Here is an 18,763-nt window from a genome sequence, read left to right on the forward strand (position 1 = left end):
AAGTCCACCCCGCTACGAACGCAGCAGCGCCCGCAGTCCCTCGGTGTAGCTCTCGGGTGTCACGTCCCCGATCAGCAGCCGCTGGATGATGAACCCGGGCAGGGTGCCGAACAGGACCTGCGCGATGTACGCCGGGTCCGCGTCGGCGTCGACCGTGCCGTCGGCCTGGGCGCGCCGGGCGACGGCCACGAAGTGCTCGCGCAGTTGCGTGTACTTGTCCACCGCGGTCGCCTTGACCGCCGGGTTTCGCAGCGACTCGGCCCAGGCCTGCACCGCCACCCGGGTGACGTCGCCGCCGGGCCGTTCCGCGATCACCACGACGTGCTTGAGTGCCGCCTCCAGCGCGGTCAGTGGAGTCAGCGGACCCTCGGAGGCGAGGATCTTCTCGAACAGCTCGTCGATCGCGCTCAGCGCGTCCTCGGCGATCGCCGCGACGATCTCCTCCTTGCTCTTGAAGTACCCGTAGACAGCGCCCGCGGAGAGCCCGGACGCGCGGATCACGTCCGCCATCGTCGTCTTGTGGAAGCCCTCCTCGAGCACACAGGTACGGGCCGCCGCGACGATCTGCGCACGGCGCGCCAGCCGGTGTTCCTCGGTGACCTTGGGCACGTCCGCAACATAAAACGAATGTCCGTTCTTGACAAGCCGACGACCCGTTTGCCACGCTCGGAATCATAAAGAACGATCATTCGGTTTTAATCTCAGAGTTGTCCGAGGGAGAGTCCCGCCATGACCACCGAAGCGCACGCGGCCGCCCGTCGCCGGCCGCCCCTGATCGCCGTCATCGTGCTGCTGACCGCGGTCCTCACGGTGTTCCTGATCGCGTTCGCCTGGCCGTCCGCCCGGTCCCAACCGCGTGACGTCCCGCTCGCCGTGGCCGGCCCGGCGCCCGCGGTCGCGCAGGTGAGGACCGCGCTCGACCAGGCGGTCCCGGGCGGCTTCGAGCTCGCCGCCGTACCGGATCGGCAGGCGGCCGTGCAACGGATCAAGGACCGGGACGCGTACGGCGCGATCGTGCTCGACTCGCCGCAACCCGAAGTACTGACCGCGTCGGCGGCCGGGCCCGCCGTCGCGCAGATCCTCACGCAGCTCGCCGGGCGGATGCACCCGGACGGCGGGGCGTTGGTCACCGACGTCGTGCCGCTGCCGAAGGACGACCCGCGCGGCGCCGGCCCTGGCCGCCGGTGCGTTGCCGCTCGTACTCGGCGGGATCATCGCCGCCGGAGCACTGACCCAGTTGGTGCGGTCCGGGTCGAAGCGGATGATCGGCGCGATCACGTTCGCCGTCACCGGCGGGCTCGCGCTGGCCGCCGTACTGCAGTACTGGCTGGGCTCGTTCGAGGGGAGCTACCTCGGCAACGCGGGCGTGATCGCGCTGTCGATCGCGGCCATCAGCCTCACCCTGCTCGGCCTCGAGTGGCTGCTCGGTACGGCGGGCCTCGCGCTCGGCGGCGCCGTGATGATGCTGCTCGGCAACCCGCTCTCCGGAATGACCAGCGCCCCCGAGATGCTGCCGAGCGGCTGGGGCACGCTGGGCCAGTTGCTACCACCAGGAGCCGCGGGTACGGCGTTGCGCTCGGTCAGCTTCTTCGATGGCGCCGGGATCGGGCGGCCGCTCGTCGTACTGGGCTGCTGGCTGCTCGCCGGGCTGCTGTTCTGCGGACTCGGCACACTCCGCGGCCGGCGCCGCGCCGTACCGGCTCGTCATGAGGCGCGAGCCGTAGCGGCCTGACAAAGCCGGGGTATGGAAACGCGGTGACCGGATCGTTACTATCCGGTCACCGCGTTACCGCGTGACTGCGGCGACAACGTTGTCTGTCAAGCATTGACTTGGGCCGACCGGGACTCCTACGGTCGCGGAAAAGCCCGCAGGATTTGGGTCGTAGTACCGGGATGACAACGATTGCCCGAAGGTGGACCTGATGAAGTCAAGGAAACGTTTCACAGTGGCCGCGGTCGCGAGCGCGCTGCTGCTGGCGGTGTCGGCCTGCAGCCAGGGTTCGACGACCAAGCAGCCGGACGCCGGCAGCTCGCAGAGCGCCGGTCCCGCGCACATCAAGATCGCGTACCAGCAGTGGGGTCCGGGCGTGGTGATGAAGAACTTCCTCACCGGCGTGAAGTCCGAGTACGAGGCCGCGCACCCCGGGTCCCAGGTCGAGATCGTCCCGGTCGTCGCCAGTGAGAACGACTACTACACCAAGATCCAGTTGATGATGCGGTCGCCGAACACTGCGCCGGACATCGTCTACGAGGACACCTTCCTGATCAACTCCGACATCACCGCGGGGTACCTGAAGCCGCTCGACGACTACATCAAGAACTGGGATCAGTGGAGCCAGTTCGAGGACACCGCCAAGGGCGCGGCGAAGGGCCAGGACGGCAAGACGTACGGCGTACCGGACGGCACCGACACGCGGGCGCTCTGGTACAACAAGCAGATCTTCCAGAAGGCCGGACTGCCGGCCGACTGGCAGCCGAAGACGTGGGACGACGTACTCAGCGCGGCGCGCACCATCAAGCAGAAGGTGCCGGGCGTGACGCCGTTCAACATGTACTCCGGCAAGCCGATGGGTGAGGGCTCGGCCATGCAGGGCTTCGAGATGCTGCTCTACGGCACCAAGGACACCCTGTACAACTACGACCAGAAGAAGTGGGTCGTCGGCAGCCAGGGCTTCAAGGACTCGCTGAACTTCGTCAAGACCGTCTTCACCGAGGGCCTGGCGCCGTCGCCGAAGGACGCGCTCAGCCCGAACATGGGCAGCAAGGTCGGCACCGAGCTGCTTCCGCAGAGCAAGCTGGCGATCGACCTGGACGGCTCCTGGATCTACGGCAACTGGCTGAAGTCCGGCGCCAAGCCGTGGCCGCAGTGGAGCACGGTGCTCGGGCAGACCGCGATGCCGACGCAGGACGGTAGTGGCAAGGGCAAGGTCAGCCTCTCCGGCGGCTGGACCTGGGCGATTCCGGCCAAGGCCAAGTCTCCCGACGCGGCCTGGGACTTCATCAAGACCCTGCAGACCCCGCAGAACGCGGCGAAGTACGCCACCGACGGCGCGCAGATCGCCGTACGGAAGGACGTCGCCTCGAACGCGGCGTACAAGTCCTCCTCGGCGAGCACGCAGTTCTTCACCGACCTGGTGTCGGTGACCGTGTACCGACCGGCGCTGCCGGAGTACCCGAAGGTGTCGAACGAGATCATCACCGCGATGGAGTCGGTGATGACCGGGCAGTCCTCGCCGGACGACGCCGCGAAGAACTACGACCAGGCGGTCGAGGGAATCGTCGGCGGCAAGGACAGTACGACGACCAAGAGCACTGGCCAGTAGGCCGGAGGTTTCTCCCCTGTGACGACGACTGTCGCGCCCACCGCGGCCGCTGCCCCGACAACGGGCAAGCGGCCGCGGGGGGCCAAACTCGTCCGGATGCTGCCGCTCTCGCCGGCCATCGGACTGATGCTGGTCTTCCTGGCCGGCCCGATCCTCTACTGCGTGTACGCCGCGTTCACGAACATGGCGCTCACCGGGCCCGGCGCGGCGAACGTGAAGTTCGTCGGGCTGGACAACTTCCGGAAGGCGTTCGGCAGCGGCGCGTTCACGAACGCGATCTGGCTGACGCTGGTGTTCACGCTGATCTCCGCGATCATCGGCCAGAACACGCTCGGCCTCGGGCTCGCGCTGCTGATGCGCAAGTCGACCAAGGTGGTGCGGAACTTCGTCGGTACGGCGGTGATCGGCGCCTGGGTACTGCCCGAGGTGGTCGCGGCGTACCTGCTGAGCGCGTTCTTCAACGACAACGGCACGCTGAACGTCATACTGCACGCGGTCGGCCTGCCCGGCCAGGACTGGTTGTACGGGGCACCGATCATCGCGGTGTCGCTGGCCAACATCTGGCGCGGTACGGCGTTCTCGATGCTGGTGTACTCCGCGGCGCTGAGCGAGATCCCGAAGGAGATCGAGGAGTCGGCCGAGATGGACGGCGCAGGCGGGTGGCGGCGGCTCGCGTTCGTGACGGTACCGATGATCACCCGCGCGATCATGACCAACCTGATGCTGATCACGCTGCAGACGCTGAGCGTGTTCGGCCTGATCTACGCGATGACCCGCGGCGGCCCCGGCACCAAGAGCCAGACGTTGCCGCTGTACATGTACGAGCAGGCGTTCAGCTTCTCCCAGATCGGCTACGGCACGGCGATCGCGCTGGTGATGCTGGCGATCGGCGCGGTCTTCTCGCTGATCTACCTGCGTGGACTCAACTCGGAGGCAGCGTGATAGCCCGCGACCGGATGAGCAAGCTCGCGTCGAACCTGGTACTGCTTGCCATCGGCATCTTGTTCGTGCTGCCGCTGCTGTGGGTGCTGTTCGCGTCGATCAACCGGACGGCGGGGTTGCGGGTCGAGCTCCCGACGCACCCGACGCTGCAGAACTTCAAGGCGGTGCTGAACACCGACACGACGTACCGTCCGGTGTTCAACGGCATCGTGCTGTGCGGCGGGGCCGCGTTGCTGACGATGGTGTGTGCCGTGCTGGCGGCCTATCCGTTGTCGCGCTTCCGCACTCGGTTCAACCGGCCGTTCCTGCTGACGGTGCTGTTCTGCACGGGGCTGCCGATCACTGCGGTCATGGTGCCGGTTTATGGGTTGTTCGTGCAGTTGAACCTGGTGGACACCCTTGGTGGCACCATCATGTTCATGGCGACAGCCGCGCTGCCGTTCGCGATCTGGCTGACCAAGACGTTCATGGACGGCGTACCGATCTCGCTCGAAGAGGCAGCCTGGGTCGACGGCGCGGGCAACATGCGGGCGCTGTGGGCGATCGTCCTGCCGCTGATGTGGCCCGGGATCGCGGTCGTGCTGATCTTCACCTTCATCGGCATGTGGGGCAACTTCTTCGTCCCCTTCATGCTGCTGCTGTCACCTGAACGGTTGCCGGCCTCGGTGAGCATCTTCACGTTCTTCGGCCAGTACGGCGAACCCAACTACGGCCAGCTGGCGGCGTACTCGCTCATCTACACCACCCCCGTCCTCCTCCTCTACCTCCTCCTCAGCCGAAAGCTAGGCGGCGCCTTCGCCCTCGGCGGCGCCATCAAGGGCTGACCCCCACGCCCTCCGCCCCCGAAAGCCAGGTACCGGCGACCGAGACGACGTCGCCGTTCCGGATCACGTTGCACACCAGGCCGCGCCGCCGCATGCCGGGCGTTAGGACACCGCTCCGCGCCGACTGCCTGCTGCCGCCTCCGGCGGTGCGCGCGTGAGGTGCTGAGGGCGCCGGGGTTGGTGACGCGTGGAGCTCGACGGCGCTGGGTGCCGTGATGGGGGTGAGGGACCCACAGCTGTGCAGGACTCCGGCGAATCCGGCCGGGCGGTGCGCGGCAGGTGCATGGGCTGGTGGCGTGCGGAGGTGGACGGCGCCGGGTGCCGTGATGGGGGTGAGGAACCCGCAGCTGTGCAGGACTCCGGCGAATCAGGCCGGGGCTGCGCGCGGCAGGTGCATGGGCTGGTGGCGTGCGGAGGTGGACGGCGCCGGGTGCTCTGGTGACGGAGTGGGGATGGGTCACGGGCGCGGCTTCGCGGTGGCAGTGTGCGGCCCTTGGCGGGCGCGGTGGTGGCGTGCGCAGGTCGGTAGGCCCGCGTGCTGGATACCGACAGAACGGCCGGCGCCGCTGACCGCGGAGGTGCTGGACGCCGAGGACCGGTTGCTGCGCGACTCTGATAGTCGCAGAACGACCGCAGCCGTCGAACGCGGCTGTTGAGCGCCGATGGCGGTGTGTTGACCCTCGCGCCGAGGTCGGCGATCGCCTGATCTCGGTGGGGGTCAGAGGGTGGCGGGTTCGGTGGGGGTCAGATGGTTGCGAAAGATGGTGGGCCGGTGGCGGGCTCCGCGGTGCGGTCGCCCCAGACGGCGAAGCGGGCTGCGGCGGTGAGGGTTGCTTCGTCGGATTTCCAGCGGGTTGGTTGGTCGGGCACGTCTGTGTCGCCCCAGGGGTTGTCTGGCGGCTTGTGGGGTTCGGGTGGTCTGGGTTGGTTGTCGGGATCGTCGGGGCATGCGGGTACGGCGCCTGGTGGCTCGGGTGTGCCGGGTGTGCCCGGTGTGTCCGATGCGTTGGGTGTATTGGGTGTGTCGCGCAGTGGTTGACCGGCTGGGGGACCGGGTTGTGCGATGCGAGCGCGTGCCGGTGGGCTGGTGTTTGGTGGGCTCGTGCTTGGTGGGTTGGTGCTTGGTGGGTTGGCCCAGGTGGGGCGGGCGATGTGGACTTTGCCGTTGGTGGTGGTGATGTGCCAGCGGCCGGTGTGGAGGTCTACATGGTGGCGGCGGCACAGCAGCACGAGGTTGGTCAGGGCGGTCGGGCCGCCGTCCAGCCAGGAGGTGAGGTGATGGGCGTCGCACATGACCGGCGGCGCGGCACACACTACGCAGCCGCGGTCGCGGGCGTTCAGGGCGTGCCGGGTGTGTTTGGTGACCAGGCGTTCGCGGCGGCCGACGTCCAGCGGTTCGGAGGTGGAGCCCAGGACCAGCGGGATGACATTGGCGTCGCAGGCCAGGCGGCGGATCGCGGCGGCGGACAGGGCGTCGCCGTAGACCGTTTGGCCGGTCGCGTCGGCGGTGGCTGATGTGAGGTCGTCGAGGTCGATGGTGACGGTGATGGTCGCTTTCGCGCCGTGCCCGGCCGTATCGGTGTCCCAGGCGTTCGCGGCGACCGTCAGTGCGGTGGTGAGTGCGTCGGCCTGGCGCTTGTCGCGGGACCGGGGGTCGTGTTCGCCGTCGACGGTTTTGTGGGGGCGGGCGCCGGCGTGGACGATGGCGCGCAGCAGTTCGGCGTTCTCGTTGGCGAGGTAGCCCCTGAATTTCACGCCGTTCTCGGCCGTGGTCAACGTCAGCGACTCCCGCGCGTACGCCTTGTGTTCCTCCGGTTCGACGCCGTCAGCATCGAGCAGGTTGCACAGCTCTCTGGCCGCGGCCCGCAGCTCTTTGGGAGTGAGGTGGGCGGCAAGCCCGACCAGTTGTGCCTCGGCGACGTCCAGGTCCTCCACCGCAACCCGCGAGCGGATCCGTTCGAGTTCGGTGACGATCGCGAACGCGTGCGCGGTCTGCATGAGCCGCACCGTGCCATCGCCGGACTGGATCCCGTCAGCCAGGGCGGCACCGACCGCGCCGTACTTGGGCAACACGCGGGCCAGGCGGACGTCGCGCCAGGCCTCGGAGCGGTCGCGGCGGTGCCGGAGGTTGAGCAGCTCGACGGTGTCGCGGGCGCCGAGTTCCTGGGCGTGGCCGTCTTCCTCGGCGCGGGTGACGAGTTGCAGCCGGATCCCTTGCAGCCGGATGATCTCGGCGTCGACCGCGTCGAGCGCAGGCATCACCTCATGGTTGCCCAACGCAACCACCGAGCGTCCACCGAGAACATCCATGCCAACAACTCTAGCCGCCGCCTCCGACAGTTCTCAAAGCGAACCCCCTTATTTTTCCGGGGATTTCGACAACGGAGCCGGAGCGGGGCGCTCCGCTCGCTTGCGGTGGCTGGCGTTGAAGCGGGCTTTCTTTTGGCGGTTGCCGCAGGTGTTCATGTCGCACCATCTGCGGGTGCGGCTTTGGCTGGTGTCGAAGAAGGCGGCTTGGCAGGTTGGGGATGCGCACAGGGCGAGCTTTCCGTCTCGTTCGCCGGAAATGATGCTGATTGCGTCGGCGGCGATGACGCTGAGGGCGTCTTCGACACGGGAAGCTGAGTCGAGTTGCCATTGGCGGTTGCCGTCTGGCGTCAGGATGGCCGCGGCTCGGCCGTGGGTGCTGCGGTCGTTGATGACCTGGACGGCGGATGCCGGGAGAGCGTCTTGGAGTGCGGCTGCTGTTGCGGCGGCGTGGATTGATTCCCTCAGGTCCCGGGCTAGTTCGAGTTGGGTGGGGGTGCAGGAGTCCACCGCGAGGCCGCTCACTGCCAGCCAGTCGACGAGTCGTTCGGGCGTGGGGATGCGCTCGACAGGTTCGCCGCAGCGTTCGGTCAGAGTCGCGGTGAAGCTGGTGGCCAGCACGGTGCCGAGGCGAAAGTCGGGGAACTCTGCGCGCATGGAACCACCTTAGCCGGTTGCATCCAGCCGGAAGGGCATGTTAGAACCGTCTTAGCCGGTTCCGCGATGGTCGGGAGGTCTCATGTCCACAGCCAGCGACGTACAAGCATTTGAAGCGCATGCATCTGACGCTGACCTCGACGAGCTGCGTGGGCGCTTGGCCGCGGCGCGGCTGCCGGAGGTCGAGACGGTTTATCGCGCGGGGCCCGATCCTCGCCGATGGGATCAGGGCGTTCCGCTCGCCGACCTCGTCGAGGTCGTGGACTACTGGCGCACGGAGTACGACTGGCGGTCGTTCGAGGAGCGCCTCAACGGCATCGGCCAGTTCCGCACGACCATTGACGGTCTGGGGATCCACTTCCTGCATCGACGATCCGCGCGTACCGATGCCACTCCGCTGGTCTTGACGCACGGCTGGCCGGGCAGCATCGCCGAATTCGTCGATGTCGTGGACGAGTTGGCGGATCCTGAGGATGCGGAGGCGCCGGCGTTCCATGTCGTGGTTCCGTCGCTGCCGGGGTTTGGCTACAGCGACAAGCCGGCTGCGACCGGGTGGGGGACCGAGAAGATCGCGGCCGCGTGGGTGGAACTGATGGGACGGCTTGGCTACCGCAAGTTCGTCGCCCATGGCGGTGATTGGGGAGGGAACATCACCACGGTTCTCGGCGGCAGGTTTCCGGCGCACGTGCTCGGGATCCACTCGACGTTCGCGGAGGGGCCGCCCGGGTTGACGACGGACGGGCTGACGGCGGACGAGCGCAGGTGGACAGCGGAGACCCGCGATTTCTGGCGCCACCGCGCGGCGTACGCGAAACAGCAGGCGACCCGGCCGCAGACGATCGGCTACTCGCTCGTCGACTCGCCGATCGGACTGCTTGCGTGGATCCTGGACAAGTTTGCCGAGTGGTCGGATACCGAGGACAGCCCGTTCGAGACGATTTCCAGAGATCGGGTTCTTGACGATGTCACGCTGTACTGGCTGACGCGGAGCGGCGCGTCGGCGGCGCGCATCTACTACGAGAGCCACAACTCGCTGGACCCCGAGCTTCGGGTCGACGTACCGGCGGCTCTCAGTGTGTATCCGCGGGACATCGAGAAGTATCCGCGTCCGTGGGCGCAGGAGCGGTACCGGCAGATCGTCCGCTGGGGCTCGCCGGAAAGCGGCGGACACTTCCCGTCGCTGGAGGTTCCGCAGTACTTCGTCCAAGACCTCCAAGCGGGCCTCGCGGCGGTACTTGCCGCCAATCGGTGAATGCGCCTAGGTGAACGCGCCTGGTGAATGTGCCTAGGTGGACGCGGCAGGTGAACGCGCCTAGTACTGCAGCCGTAGGGCGTGACCTTTTTCGGCGTCGGCAGTTGCAGAGTCGGGCGCGGTGAGGTGGCGGATTTCGTTGCAGGTATGGGGGATCAGCTGGTCGTCGGCGGTCGGCGGTCGGCGGTCGGTGTGGCGTGGTTGTGGTGGGTGTGGTCGATTCTCGTGCGTTGGTGACGGCGTCGAGGGTGGCGTGGCAGCGGTAGACCAGCTCGCCGCTGTACACCCCACCGTGTGGGTGGATGGCGGAGCTCGGGGCCGGACGTAGGTCCGGGTTGGGGAGGATGTTGTGCCGAATCGGGCGGGAAATCCTCCCCAACTCGCCGTGCCGAAATGGTGCCGGAGATCTGCCGGGATCCGCGGACACGGTCCCCGGGGGATCTCCCGCACTCATCAACCCTGCTGCACTGGCGGCGGGCGCCGATGCCGGCGGTTGCTCCTGGACGGCGGCCAGCGGTTGCTGAGTGCTGCACGTCCGGACCGGGGGGACATCGCAAAGTCCGGCTGTAGTACTAGGTGGACGCGGCTGCGTGGACGGGGCTGGGTGGCGGGCTGGGTGACGCCGGTCGATCGCCGCCTGCTCCGGCCCACGGCGTTGCCTCTCTCGGGACTTGTGGCGCACGCACAAGCCCAGATCCGTGGAGGGTCGGCCGCTGCGGCGGTCCTTCGGTGCGGGATCTGCCTGCAAGACGAGGGGTTCACCCATCGTGTTGCCCGTTCGCCCCTTGCATACCAGGGGCGAAGGGGCAACATCAGGGGATAACCCCCGAACGGCAGTTGCAGCGAGCCGGACCACTCACCTGAGCTACACCACCACCTCCCAAGCACGCCGCCGGAGGCGCCAGAACAACTGCCGCCGCCGGGGGTGCCAGAGCAGCTGCCGCCGCCGGGGGTGCCAGAGCAGCTGCCGCCGCCGGGGGTGCCAGAGCAGCTGCCGCCGCCGGGGGTGCCAGTACAGCTGCCGCCGCCGGGGGTGCCAGTACAGCTGCCGCCGCCGGGGGTGCCAGTACAGCTGCCGCCGCCGGGGGTGCCAGAGCAACTGCCGCCGTCGGGGGCGTCCCGAAGAACTGCTGCCGCGGAGCGGTGTCGTTTTACTGCGCCACCAGAGCTCGCGGCGTTGGAGACCTCCGCCTCACGATGACCTGTGGCGGGCGCCGAGGGTGGCGTCGTTGAGCGCCGCGACGCTTCGCGCCGTCGACCTCAGCCCCGCGATCGCCTCGTGCGCCTGCCGCCGGAGGCGGCCAGAAGAGTTGACGCCGCGGAGCGGTGTCCGTCACCACATCAGGCGGAGCCATCGACCTCCGCCATCTATCACCCGTATGTGCACCCGCCGAAGGCGGCAAGAGGCGGCCACCGCGAAGCGGTGACCGCTATCCACACACCCCAGCACCTGGCGCGGCCGGCCTCAGCCGTGTCAGGGCCTCACGCGCACACCGTCGGGGGCCGCGAGAGGGAGTCGCCGCGGGGAGGTGGCGTTTAGGTGAGGGCTTGTTTCCAGGTGGCGAGTTTTTCGGGGAAGGTCTGGGTCCATTGGGGATCGGGGATTGCTTGGGTGAAGCGGGTTAGGGCCAGGGGGATGAGGGTGGCTGAGTCGGGGGTGGCTTCGAGGGCTACGGAGAGGCGGATGGTGAGGGTGGAGAGGCGGGTGAGGCGGTCGTGGTCGGGGGTGGTTTCGAGGTCTTTGAGTTGGGCGCGGAGTTGTTTGAGGGTGCGGAGGGCGGTGCGGTGTTCGGCGCGGCCGGGGGAGGTGTCGAGGTCGCCGGACGGGATGCCGAGGAGTTCTGTGGCTTCCGCGGTGGGCTCGGACACCGCTGTGGGTTTGCCGAAGAGGCGGGGCTTGCCCAGGTGGTCGGTGATCTGCGTGAGCAGGGCGTCCAGGGACTCGACGACGGCGGGGACGGCGCGGTCGGCGGTTTTGCGGCGGTTGGTTTCCAGGGCGGTGAGGCGGGTGTGTTCTGCTTCGATCGCCGTGCGGAGGGACTCCGGGAAGTCGTCGAGCCCGGTCAGCTGTTCCTGACGGGGTGCTGACGGGCTGAGGGCGCTCGCGTCCAGCGGCTTGGCGCCGGAGCGGGCCGCGGTGATTTCTTCCTCGAGCTTCTTCTTCGGTCCCGGAACGATTGAGCTCACGCGTCCACCCTACGCAGGTTCCAGACCGACGGGACGATCAGCGTGATGACGGTGATCAGTACGAACAGGGCGGCGCCGTACAGTTCGACGGCCTTCGCGCTGATCGCCACCGCGACGTACCCGACGGTGAGTTGGCCGACCGGGCCGGCGATGAACGAGCCGAGCATGTCGTACGACGAGACGCGGGACAGCTTGTCGATCGGTACGTGCTGGCCGAGTGCAGTCTCCCAGCTGATACCGAAGATGTCGAAGCCGACGCCGAGGACGAACGCCGCGATCGCCATCGCCCAGAGGTGCGGTACCAGCGCCAGGCAGAGCATGACCGGGATGGTGAGCAGCATGCCGATCATCCCGATGCGCAGCGGTCGCCGCGGCTTGAGCCGGAGCATGACGATGCCGCCGGCAACGAGTCCGGCGCCGAAGCACGCGCTGACCACACCCCAGCCGGCCCGGCCGAAGGTGCGGTCCGCGATCACCGGGCCGAGGACCTGGTAGCAGGCCGTGTAGATGAGGTTGAGCAGGGCGAACGCGAGTACGATCACCCACACCCACTGCCGGGACACGAACTCGTGCCAGCCCTCGCGCAGATCGGTCAGCACGGAACTGGCCGCCCGTTCGATCCGCGGGATCGTCAACCGGGACAGCAGCAGCGCACCGACCAGGAACGTCGCCCCGTCGACCGCGAGGCCGATCCCGGGGCCGGTGAGGCCGACGATCACGCCGGCCACCGCGCCGCCGCCGATCATCGCGGACGAGCGGGCGAACCCGGAGATCGCGTTCGCCTGTGGGAGTTCGGCGCGGTCCACGATCGACGGCAGGATCCCGGTCATCGCCGGCATCACGAACGCGGACGCGATCCCGTTCACGGCCTCGATCGTCGCGAGTTGCCAGATCGTCGCGTGCCCGCTGAGGACGAGCGCTGCGGCGAGGCCTTGAGTGAGGCCGCTGATCGTGTTCGCGGTGACCAGGACCAGGTGCCGCGGCAACCGGTCCGCGATCACGCCGCCGAGCAGCAGGAACACGATGTTCGGGATGCTGCGCGCGGCGAGGACCGTCCCGACCGCGCTCGCCGAGTCCGAGACGTCGAGTACGGCGAACACCAGCGCCACCGGGGCGATCGACGACCCGAGGATCGAGATGAAGCGCGCGGACACGAAGACCCGCACGTCGCGATGCCGCAGTACGGCCAGATCCTGCCGGAACCCCACCCCACACCCCTCTCGCCAAACCTGGGGAGCCTATCGGACCGCGGTACCGGCGCTCCTCCGATTAACCCACCAGCAGACAAGGAGGCGTACGGTCGGTGATTGTGAGGCGGCAGCGGGTGGTGGGGGCAGCGTGGGCGGCACGGGGGAGCGTGGCGCTCGTAGCGGTTGTCGTATGCCTGGCCGTGGTCGCACTCGCCGAGGGAAAGCTCGGGTACCAGAGTCCCGCTGCGCACCTCGTGCTCGAGACCGTCAACGCCTGCGTGGCCCTGCTGCTGGCGTTCTTGGTTTACGGGCGCTTCCGGCGTAGCACCACCTGGCAGGACCTCCTCCTGCTTCAAGGACTGGTCGTTCTCGGTACGGCGAACGCACTGCTCAGCGTCACCCTCGTCAAGGGCGAGGTCGGCGCGTTCGGCAGCTGGCTCCCGCCGACCCTGCGGATCGTAGGGACGTTGCTGATCGCTGCATCCGCCCTGGCGCCGGCCAGGCAGGCCTGGGGTAGTGGCTGGCGGCACTGGGCGCTGGCACCAGCTGTCGCCGGCATGCTCCTGCTCAGCGCGTTGCTGTACTGGCGGAGGGGATCACTGCCGGACGCTGTGACAGCCGGCGAGCTGCTGGTCCCACAGATCCTGACACTCGCCTTCTTCGTGGTAGCCGCAGTGGCGTTCACGTTGCAGGCCCGTAGCCGTGACGACGTGCTCCTGCGGTGGCTGGGTCCTGCTTGTGCAGTAGGCGCGTTCGCACGCTTGAACTACCTCCTGTTCCCACCGGACAGCCCTGACTGGTTGTACTCCGGCGACGTACTAAGGACCGTGTCCTACCTCCTCCTGCTCATCGCTGCCGGCCGCGAGATCAGCAGGCACTGGGCGCTGCAGGCGGAGATCGCTGTCGTCGAAGACCGTCGGCGGCTCGCCCGCGAGATGCACGACGGCGTACTGCAGGAGCTCGGCTACATCCGTTCCGAGATCGCCACGTTCGACGGCCCGCGCGGCAACCTGATCCTCGCCGCCAGCGACCGGGCGCTGGACGAGGCGCGGCAGATGCTCGAAGCACTCGGCCGGGCGGACGACGAGCCGCTCGGGACCGTGCTGCGCCGGGCGGTCGAGCAGTTGGCCCAGCGGTACGGCGTGACGCTCGACCTCGAGGTGGACGAGTCGATCGTGGTCGACCGGCCGCAGCGGCACGCGCTGGTACGGATCGCGCGCGAGGCGGTACTGAACGCGGTACGGCATGGGAAAGCGGACCGGGTACGAATCCAGCTGAGCCGGGACGGCGACGGGAGCCGGCTGCGGATCATCGACGACGGGCCCGGGTTCGACCCGGAGCAGCGGCACACCGGGTTCGGGCTGATCAGCATGCGCGAGCGCGCGGAGGCGCTGCCCGGTACCTTCGTACTGACGACGCGACCGGCCGAGGGGACGACGGTGGTGGTCAGGTGGTGACGAATTGGTGACAGCGGAACCGCGCCGGGTGGTGATCGCGGACGACCATCCGCAGCTCAGGGCGCACATCCGGCAGGCTCTGGAGGCAGGCGGTTTCGAGGTCTGCGCCGAGGCGGCCACCGGTCCGCAGGCGGTTCGGCTCACCGAGGAACACCGGCCGGACGTGGTACTGCTCGACATCCACATGCCCGGCGGCGGGATCCGTGCCGCCGCGGAGATCTCCCGGCTGCTGCCGGACATCGCGATCGTGATGCTGACCGTGTCCCGCGACGACAACGACCTGTTCGACTCGCTGCGCGCCGGGGCGTCCGGCTACCTGCTCAAGGACACCGATCCAAGGCGGTTGCCGGAGGCACTGCGCGGTGTGCTGTCGGGCGAGGCCGCGATCCCGCGGTCGCTGGTCGCGCGGATCCTGGACGAGTTCCGGGAGCCGGGCCGCCGGCGCCCGGCCCGGCGGTCGAAGGCGGCGCTGCTCACGTCCCGCGAGTGGGAGGTGATGGGCCTGCTCGGCGACGGCCTGACCACCGACGAGGTCGCCAAGCGGCTGTTCCTCTCGCCGACCACGATTCGCGTACACATCTCCTCCGTACTGCGCAAACTCCGGGTCAAGGACCGCCAGGCAGCCATAGACCTGCTCCGCGACGAGAGCTGAAGAGCTGAAGACGAAGAGTTGAGACGAAGAGTTGAAGACGAGAGCTGAAGAGCTGAAAACGAAGAGCTGAAACGAAGAGTCGAGGACGAGAGCTGAACAGCTGAAACGAAGAGCTGAAGACGAAGAGCTGAAGGCGAAGAGCTGAACCGGTCGTGCGGGAGGTCCCCCCTCCTCACCGCCCGCACGACCGGTCCGCTGTTTTGTTACTTCGTGCCGAGCACGATCCCCCCTCGCACTCGGCATGTAATCACTGTAAGTAGCGATGGCTCGCGGTGCCATACCTTTGAGCGTTCAAACACCTAAACGCCCCCGGCGGCCGCGGTTGTCCGTCGTTGTCACTGGGGGTGATCACGGGATTGCCGTTACCGTGGGGTATTGGTCCTCGATCTGCAGGAGGCTCCGTGAAGATCAACGACGTACTGCGCGGCAAGGGCAACCAGGTCGTCACCATCTCCCCAGAAGCCACTGTCACCGAGCTGCTCGCCCTGCTGGCCGAACACAACATCGGCGCGGTGGTGGTGAGCGCGGACGGATCGACGGTGTCCGGGATCGTGTCGGAGCGCGACATCGTGCGGCTCTGGAACGGTACGCCGGAAGCCGGCGACGTCCGGGTCAGCGCGATCATGACGTCCGAGGTGCACACCTGTACGCCGGACGACCTGATCGACAACCTGATGCGGATGATGACCGACCGCCGGATCCGGCACGTCCCGGTCGTTGTCGACGGCAACCTGGCCGGCCTGGTCAGCATCGGCGACGTGGTGAAGTCCCGGATCGGCGAGCTCGAGTTCGAGAGGGAGCAGCTCTCCAACTACATCACCAGCTGACCGGGTGCTGCCCCCGACCGGATCGGGGGCAGCACCCGGCTACAGGTCGATGAGCTCGCCGAGATCGAGGCCCTCGAGCTGAGGACGCACGTCCTTGGCTTCTCCGACCACGACCACGAGCAGACCGTCGGTCCCGACGTACCGGCGGTAGGCCTCGGTTGCCTCCGCCGCGGTGGTGGCGGCGATGTTGGTCAGGTACGTGTCGGCGAAGTCGATCGGTACGCCGTTCGCGATGTTGCTGCCGACCTGTTGCGCCACCGAGTCGGCCTGCTCGTAGCGCAGCGGCGCGGTCCGGATCAGGCTGTCCTTCGCCTCCTGGACCTCCTGCTCGGTGAGGCCGTCGCGGGCCTCCCGCAGGATCCGTAGCGCGTCGGTGATGGCGGCGCCGGTGACCTCGGTCCGTACGGCGCCGCCGAGGCTGAACGTGCCGCCCTTGCGCGGTGCCGAGAAGCTGGTGCGCGTGCCGTACGTGTAGCCCTTCTCCTCGCGCAGCACCGTGTCCACGCGGGAGGTGATCGTCCCGCCGACCACGTGGTTCGCGACCGCGGCAGCGCCCCAGGCCGGGTCCCGGCGGTCAGGTCCGGCGCAGCCGATCAGCAGCTGGCTCTGCACGGAGCCCGGCCGGTCTACCAGGACGATCCGGTTCCCGGTGAGGTAGATCGGCTCCGGGGTCTCCAGCGCCGTACCGGCCGACGACGTCCAGTGGCCGAACGCGCCGTCGATGATTCCGGCAACATCCACACCGGTCGCGTCCCCGGCGAACAGGATCTGCGCCCGCTCCGGACCGATGTTGTTCCGGTAGAACTCGGCGACCTCGACGTGGGTCAGCGGCCGGATCGTGTCCGGCGTCCCCGCGGTCGGCCGGGACCGCCGCGTCGACGCGTCGAACAGGTGCGCCGCGAACGCCTCGCGCGCCCGGTACCCGGCGTTCGCCCGCTCCTGGTTGATCTCACCGAGCCGGATCGTCACGTGCCGCCCGACGTCGGCCCGGTTGAACGCGGGCCGGGTGATCGCCTCGGCCAGCAGCTCGACCGCCGGCGCCAGGTGCGACACCGGCACCGAGATCTCCACATGCAACGCGTCCGAGCTGACGTCCACGCCGTACGCCGCGCCGTGCCGCTCGAGGGCGGCCGCGAACTCGTTGGCCGAATGCAGCTCGGTGCCCTCGTCGAGGGTCCGCGACATGATCGTCGCGACACCCTCGAGGTCCCGCGGCTCGGCGATCAGCGGCATCGCGATCGTCACCCGCACGGTGGCGACGTACTGCCCCGGGCGGTCGAACACGTGCACCGGCGTACCGACGCCGATCTGTGTCGTCACGGCGTCCGGGAACTTCCACGGCCGCGGCGCACCGACGGCCGGTGGGGTGGTCAGAACCTGGTTCATGCCTGCTCTCCCGTTCCGCTGCGGCGGTAGGTCACCTGGACGCGGCCCGCCGCGCGGACCCACTTCTGCGCGGCTGCCTGCACCTGGTCGACCGTGACGGCCTGGACCTGGTCGATCCGGGTGTTGATCCGGTTCGCGTCGCCGAACAGGAGCGCGTAGTGCGAGATCTCGTCCGCACGCCCGGCGCAGGTCGCCAGCTGCTCCAGCCAGTCGCGCTCGGCCTGTGCCTGGACGGTCGCCAGTTCTTCGGACGTGACACCGTCGGTCGCGAGCTTCTCGATCTCCTCGAGCAGCGCGTCCTCGACCTTCTGCAGGTCGACGCCGTCCGACGCGATCCCGGTCAGCGTCCCGAACGACACCCCGCCGATCAGCGGCAGCGCGCCACCGGACACCGACTGCGCGATCTGCTCGTCGCGGACCAGCCGCCGGTTCAGCCGGCCGCTCTGCCCGGCCGCGAGGATGTCGAGCGCGAGCCCGGCCGCGTCGAGTTCCGGCGTACCGTCCACCGGGAGCCGGAACATCATCGTGACCAGGTCGGACGGTACGTCGGACGTCACGTCGTCGCGCTGTACGCCGGTCATCGGCCCGATCGTCCCGTCCGGGGCGGGCGGCGGTGCCGGGATCGCCGGCAGGTGCCCGAAGTACCGCTTGGCGGCGTCGAACGCGTCCGCCTCGGAGACGTCGCCGACGATCGTCAGGACCGCGTTGTTCGGCCCGTAGTACTTGCGGAAGAACGCGTGCACGTCCTCCACCGACGCGGCATCGAGGTCGGCCATCGAGCCGATCGTCATGTGCGCGTACGGGTGGCCCTCGGGGAAGGCGAGCTTCACGAGCCGCTCGTACGAGTCGCCGTACGGGCGGTTGTCGTAGCTCTGCCGCTTCTCCTCCTTGACCACGTCGCGCTGGTTGTCCAGGTTCTCCTGGTTGACCGCGTCGAGCAGGTAGCCCATCCGGTCCGCCTCGAGCCAGAGCGCGAGGTCCAGGCCGCCGCTGGGCAGCGACTCGAAGTAGTTGGTGCGGTCGAAGAACGTGCTCGCGTTCAGGCTCGCGCCGGCCGTCTCCAGCAGGCTGAAGTGCTGACCGGAGGCGACGTTGCGGGACCCCTGGAACATCAGGTGCTCGAAGAGGTGCGCGAACCCGGTCAGGCCCGGCGGTTCATGGCGCGAACCCACGTCGTACCAGAGGTTGACGGCGACGATCGGGACGGCACGGTCCGAGCTGACGACGACCCGCAGGCCGTTGTCCAGCGTCTGCTCCGCGATGGGGTAGTCCAAGGGCATACCGGCCACCATACGTGGTCGCGAAACTTCCTTGCCGTGGTTGTCGATCCCGGGACGGGTCGCGCATCGGGATGGTGAATGCTGGAACCGGAGTACGACGAGAGAGGGTGACCCGCAGTGGGCAAGTACCTGGTGATGATCTACGACGACGAGGCGAAGTGGGCCGCTGACGACGGATCGGTGATGGCGCAGAACGACAAGAACCACCGGGCGTTCGTGGAAGCCAACGGTGCGGCGATCCGCGACGCCGGGCAGCTCGACGAGAGCACCACGGCGACGTCGATCCGCACGGACGGCAACGGCGGGTACGTCGTCACCGACGGGGTGTTCGCGGAGACGCGTGAGGTGATGGGCGGCTACTACCTGATCGAGGCCGCAGACCTGGACGAGGCGCTCGCGATCGCCAAGCAGGTCCCGTCCCCGATGGGCGGCGTCGAGGTCCGCCCGCTGGTCAACGGTGACTGAGGTCTGCTCGTCCG

The 18,763-nt window shown here is 68.4% G+C and carries 17 protein-coding genes; 9 read left to right on the top strand and 8 right to left on the bottom strand.

What is annotated here, in order from left to right:
• Positions 1 to 12 precede the first annotated feature (12 nt).
• Both JOF29_RS08250 and JOF29_RS42830 read right to left on the bottom strand, forming a co-directional pair.
• Positions 13 to 609 carry a TetR/AcrR family transcriptional regulator gene (locus tag JOF29_RS08250; RefSeq protein ID WP_209693629.1) on the bottom strand — a complete coding sequence of 199 codons (597 nt, stop codon included), beginning with the start codon at positions 607 to 609 and terminating at the stop codon, positions 13 to 15.
• A 63-nt stretch (positions 610 to 672) separates the two neighbouring features.
• The gene (locus tag JOF29_RS42830) at positions 673 to 1,290 is read right to left on the bottom strand and encodes a hypothetical protein (protein WP_245357498.1); all 618 of its coding nucleotides are present in this window, start codon (positions 1,288 to 1,290) and stop codon (positions 673 to 675) included.
• Between JOF29_RS42830 and JOF29_RS42835 the strand changes: the two genes are divergently transcribed.
• The 4 genes from JOF29_RS42835 (at position 1,262) to JOF29_RS08270 (ending at position 5,089) form a co-directional block, all read left to right on the top strand.
• A complete protein-coding gene (locus JOF29_RS42835; protein ID WP_245357499.1) occupies positions 1,262 to 1,732 on the top strand; it encodes a hypothetical protein in 471 nt (156 codons plus the stop codon). The two genes, JOF29_RS42830 and JOF29_RS42835, sit on opposite strands and share 29 nt — an antisense overlap.
• 190 nt (positions 1,733 to 1,922) lie before the next feature.
• Complete coding sequence (locus JOF29_RS08260; protein ID WP_209693630.1) at positions 1,923 to 3,323, top strand: extracellular solute-binding protein; 1,401 nt, start codon at positions 1,923 to 1,925, stop codon at positions 3,321 to 3,323.
• Between the two features lie 18 nt (positions 3,324 to 3,341).
• Positions 3,342 to 4,265: a carbohydrate ABC transporter permease gene (locus JOF29_RS42840; protein ID WP_209693631.1), complete on the top strand. Its 924-nt coding sequence runs from the start codon at positions 3,342 to 3,344 to the stop codon at positions 4,263 to 4,265.
• Positions 4,262 to 5,089 (top strand): carbohydrate ABC transporter permease, encoded by an 828-nt coding sequence (locus JOF29_RS08270; RefSeq protein WP_209693632.1) that lies wholly within the window; start codon positions 4,262 to 4,264, stop codon positions 5,087 to 5,089. The genes JOF29_RS42840 and JOF29_RS08270 overlap by 4 nt, the downstream gene beginning before the upstream one ends.
• 744 nt (positions 5,090 to 5,833) lie before the next feature.
• On the opposite strand, the gene JOF29_RS08275 is transcribed toward JOF29_RS08270, so the two are convergent.
• The gene (locus JOF29_RS08275) at positions 5,834 to 7,399 is read right to left on the bottom strand and encodes an HNH endonuclease signature motif containing protein (protein ID WP_245357500.1); all 1,566 of its coding nucleotides are present in this window, start codon (positions 7,397 to 7,399) and stop codon (positions 5,834 to 5,836) included.
• Positions 7,400 to 7,447: 48 nt separating this feature from the next.
• On the bottom strand, positions 7,448 to 8,053 hold the full coding sequence (locus JOF29_RS08280; RefSeq protein WP_209693633.1) for a CGNR zinc finger domain-containing protein: 606 nt from the start codon (positions 8,051 to 8,053) through the stop codon (positions 7,448 to 7,450).
• Between the two features lie 82 nt (positions 8,054 to 8,135).
• Here JOF29_RS08280 and JOF29_RS08285 point away from each other — a divergent pair, with 82 nt between their 5' ends.
• Entirely contained in the window at positions 8,136 to 9,305 is a 1,170-nt protein-coding gene (locus JOF29_RS08285) for an epoxide hydrolase family protein (protein ID WP_209693634.1), read from the top strand.
• A gap of 1,536 nt (positions 9,306 to 10,841) precedes the next feature.
• On the opposite strand, the gene JOF29_RS08290 is transcribed toward JOF29_RS08285, so the two are convergent.
• The gene (locus tag JOF29_RS08290; RefSeq protein WP_209693635.1) at positions 10,842 to 11,492 is read right to left on the bottom strand and encodes a hypothetical protein; all 651 of its coding nucleotides are present in this window, start codon (positions 11,490 to 11,492) and stop codon (positions 10,842 to 10,844) included.
• The gene (locus JOF29_RS08295) at positions 11,489 to 12,700 is read right to left on the bottom strand and encodes an MFS transporter (protein WP_209693636.1); all 1,212 of its coding nucleotides are present in this window, start codon (positions 12,698 to 12,700) and stop codon (positions 11,489 to 11,491) included. Before JOF29_RS08295 ends, JOF29_RS08290 begins: the two co-directional genes overlap by 4 nt.
• Before the next feature lie 149 nt (positions 12,701 to 12,849).
• Between JOF29_RS08295 and JOF29_RS45210 the strand changes: the two genes are divergently transcribed.
• The 3 genes from JOF29_RS45210 to JOF29_RS08310 all read left to right on the top strand — a co-directional run bounded on the left by JOF29_RS45210 (position 12,850) and on the right by JOF29_RS08310 (position 15,618).
• Complete coding sequence (locus JOF29_RS45210) at positions 12,850 to 14,139, top strand: sensor histidine kinase (RefSeq protein WP_209693637.1); 1,290 nt, start codon at positions 12,850 to 12,852, stop codon at positions 14,137 to 14,139.
• 7 nt (positions 14,140 to 14,146) lie between these two features.
• Positions 14,147 to 14,791, top strand: coding sequence for a response regulator (locus JOF29_RS08305; RefSeq protein WP_209693638.1), 645 nt, complete (start codon positions 14,147 to 14,149; stop codon positions 14,789 to 14,791).
• 401 nt (positions 14,792 to 15,192) lie between these two features.
• On the top strand, positions 15,193 to 15,618 hold the full coding sequence (locus JOF29_RS08310) for a CBS domain-containing protein (RefSeq protein ID WP_209693639.1): 426 nt from the start codon (positions 15,193 to 15,195) through the stop codon (positions 15,616 to 15,618).
• 39 nt (positions 15,619 to 15,657) lie between these two features.
• Here JOF29_RS08310 and JOF29_RS08315 read toward each other — a convergent pair whose 3' ends face one another.
• Positions 15,658 to 17,004, bottom strand: a complete 1,347-nt coding sequence (locus JOF29_RS08315) for a M16 family metallopeptidase (protein WP_209693640.1) — start codon at positions 17,002 to 17,004, stop codon at positions 15,658 to 15,660.
• Entirely contained in the window at positions 17,001 to 18,284 is a 1,284-nt protein-coding gene (locus JOF29_RS08320) for a M16 family metallopeptidase (RefSeq protein WP_209693641.1), read from the bottom strand. The genes JOF29_RS08315 and JOF29_RS08320 overlap by 4 nt, the downstream gene beginning before the upstream one ends.
• 117 nt (positions 18,285 to 18,401) lie before the next feature.
• On the opposite strand from JOF29_RS08320, the gene JOF29_RS08325 reads away from it, so the two are divergent.
• Positions 18,402 to 18,749 carry a YciI family protein gene (locus JOF29_RS08325; protein ID WP_307863209.1) on the top strand — a complete coding sequence of 116 codons (348 nt, stop codon included), beginning with the start codon at positions 18,402 to 18,404 and terminating at the stop codon, positions 18,747 to 18,749.
• Positions 18,750 to 18,763 lie beyond the last annotated feature (14 nt).

It is taken from the genome of Kribbella aluminosa, assembly GCF_017876295.1.
Lineage (GTDB): Bacteria > Actinomycetota > Actinomycetes > Propionibacteriales > Kribbellaceae > Kribbella > Kribbella aluminosa.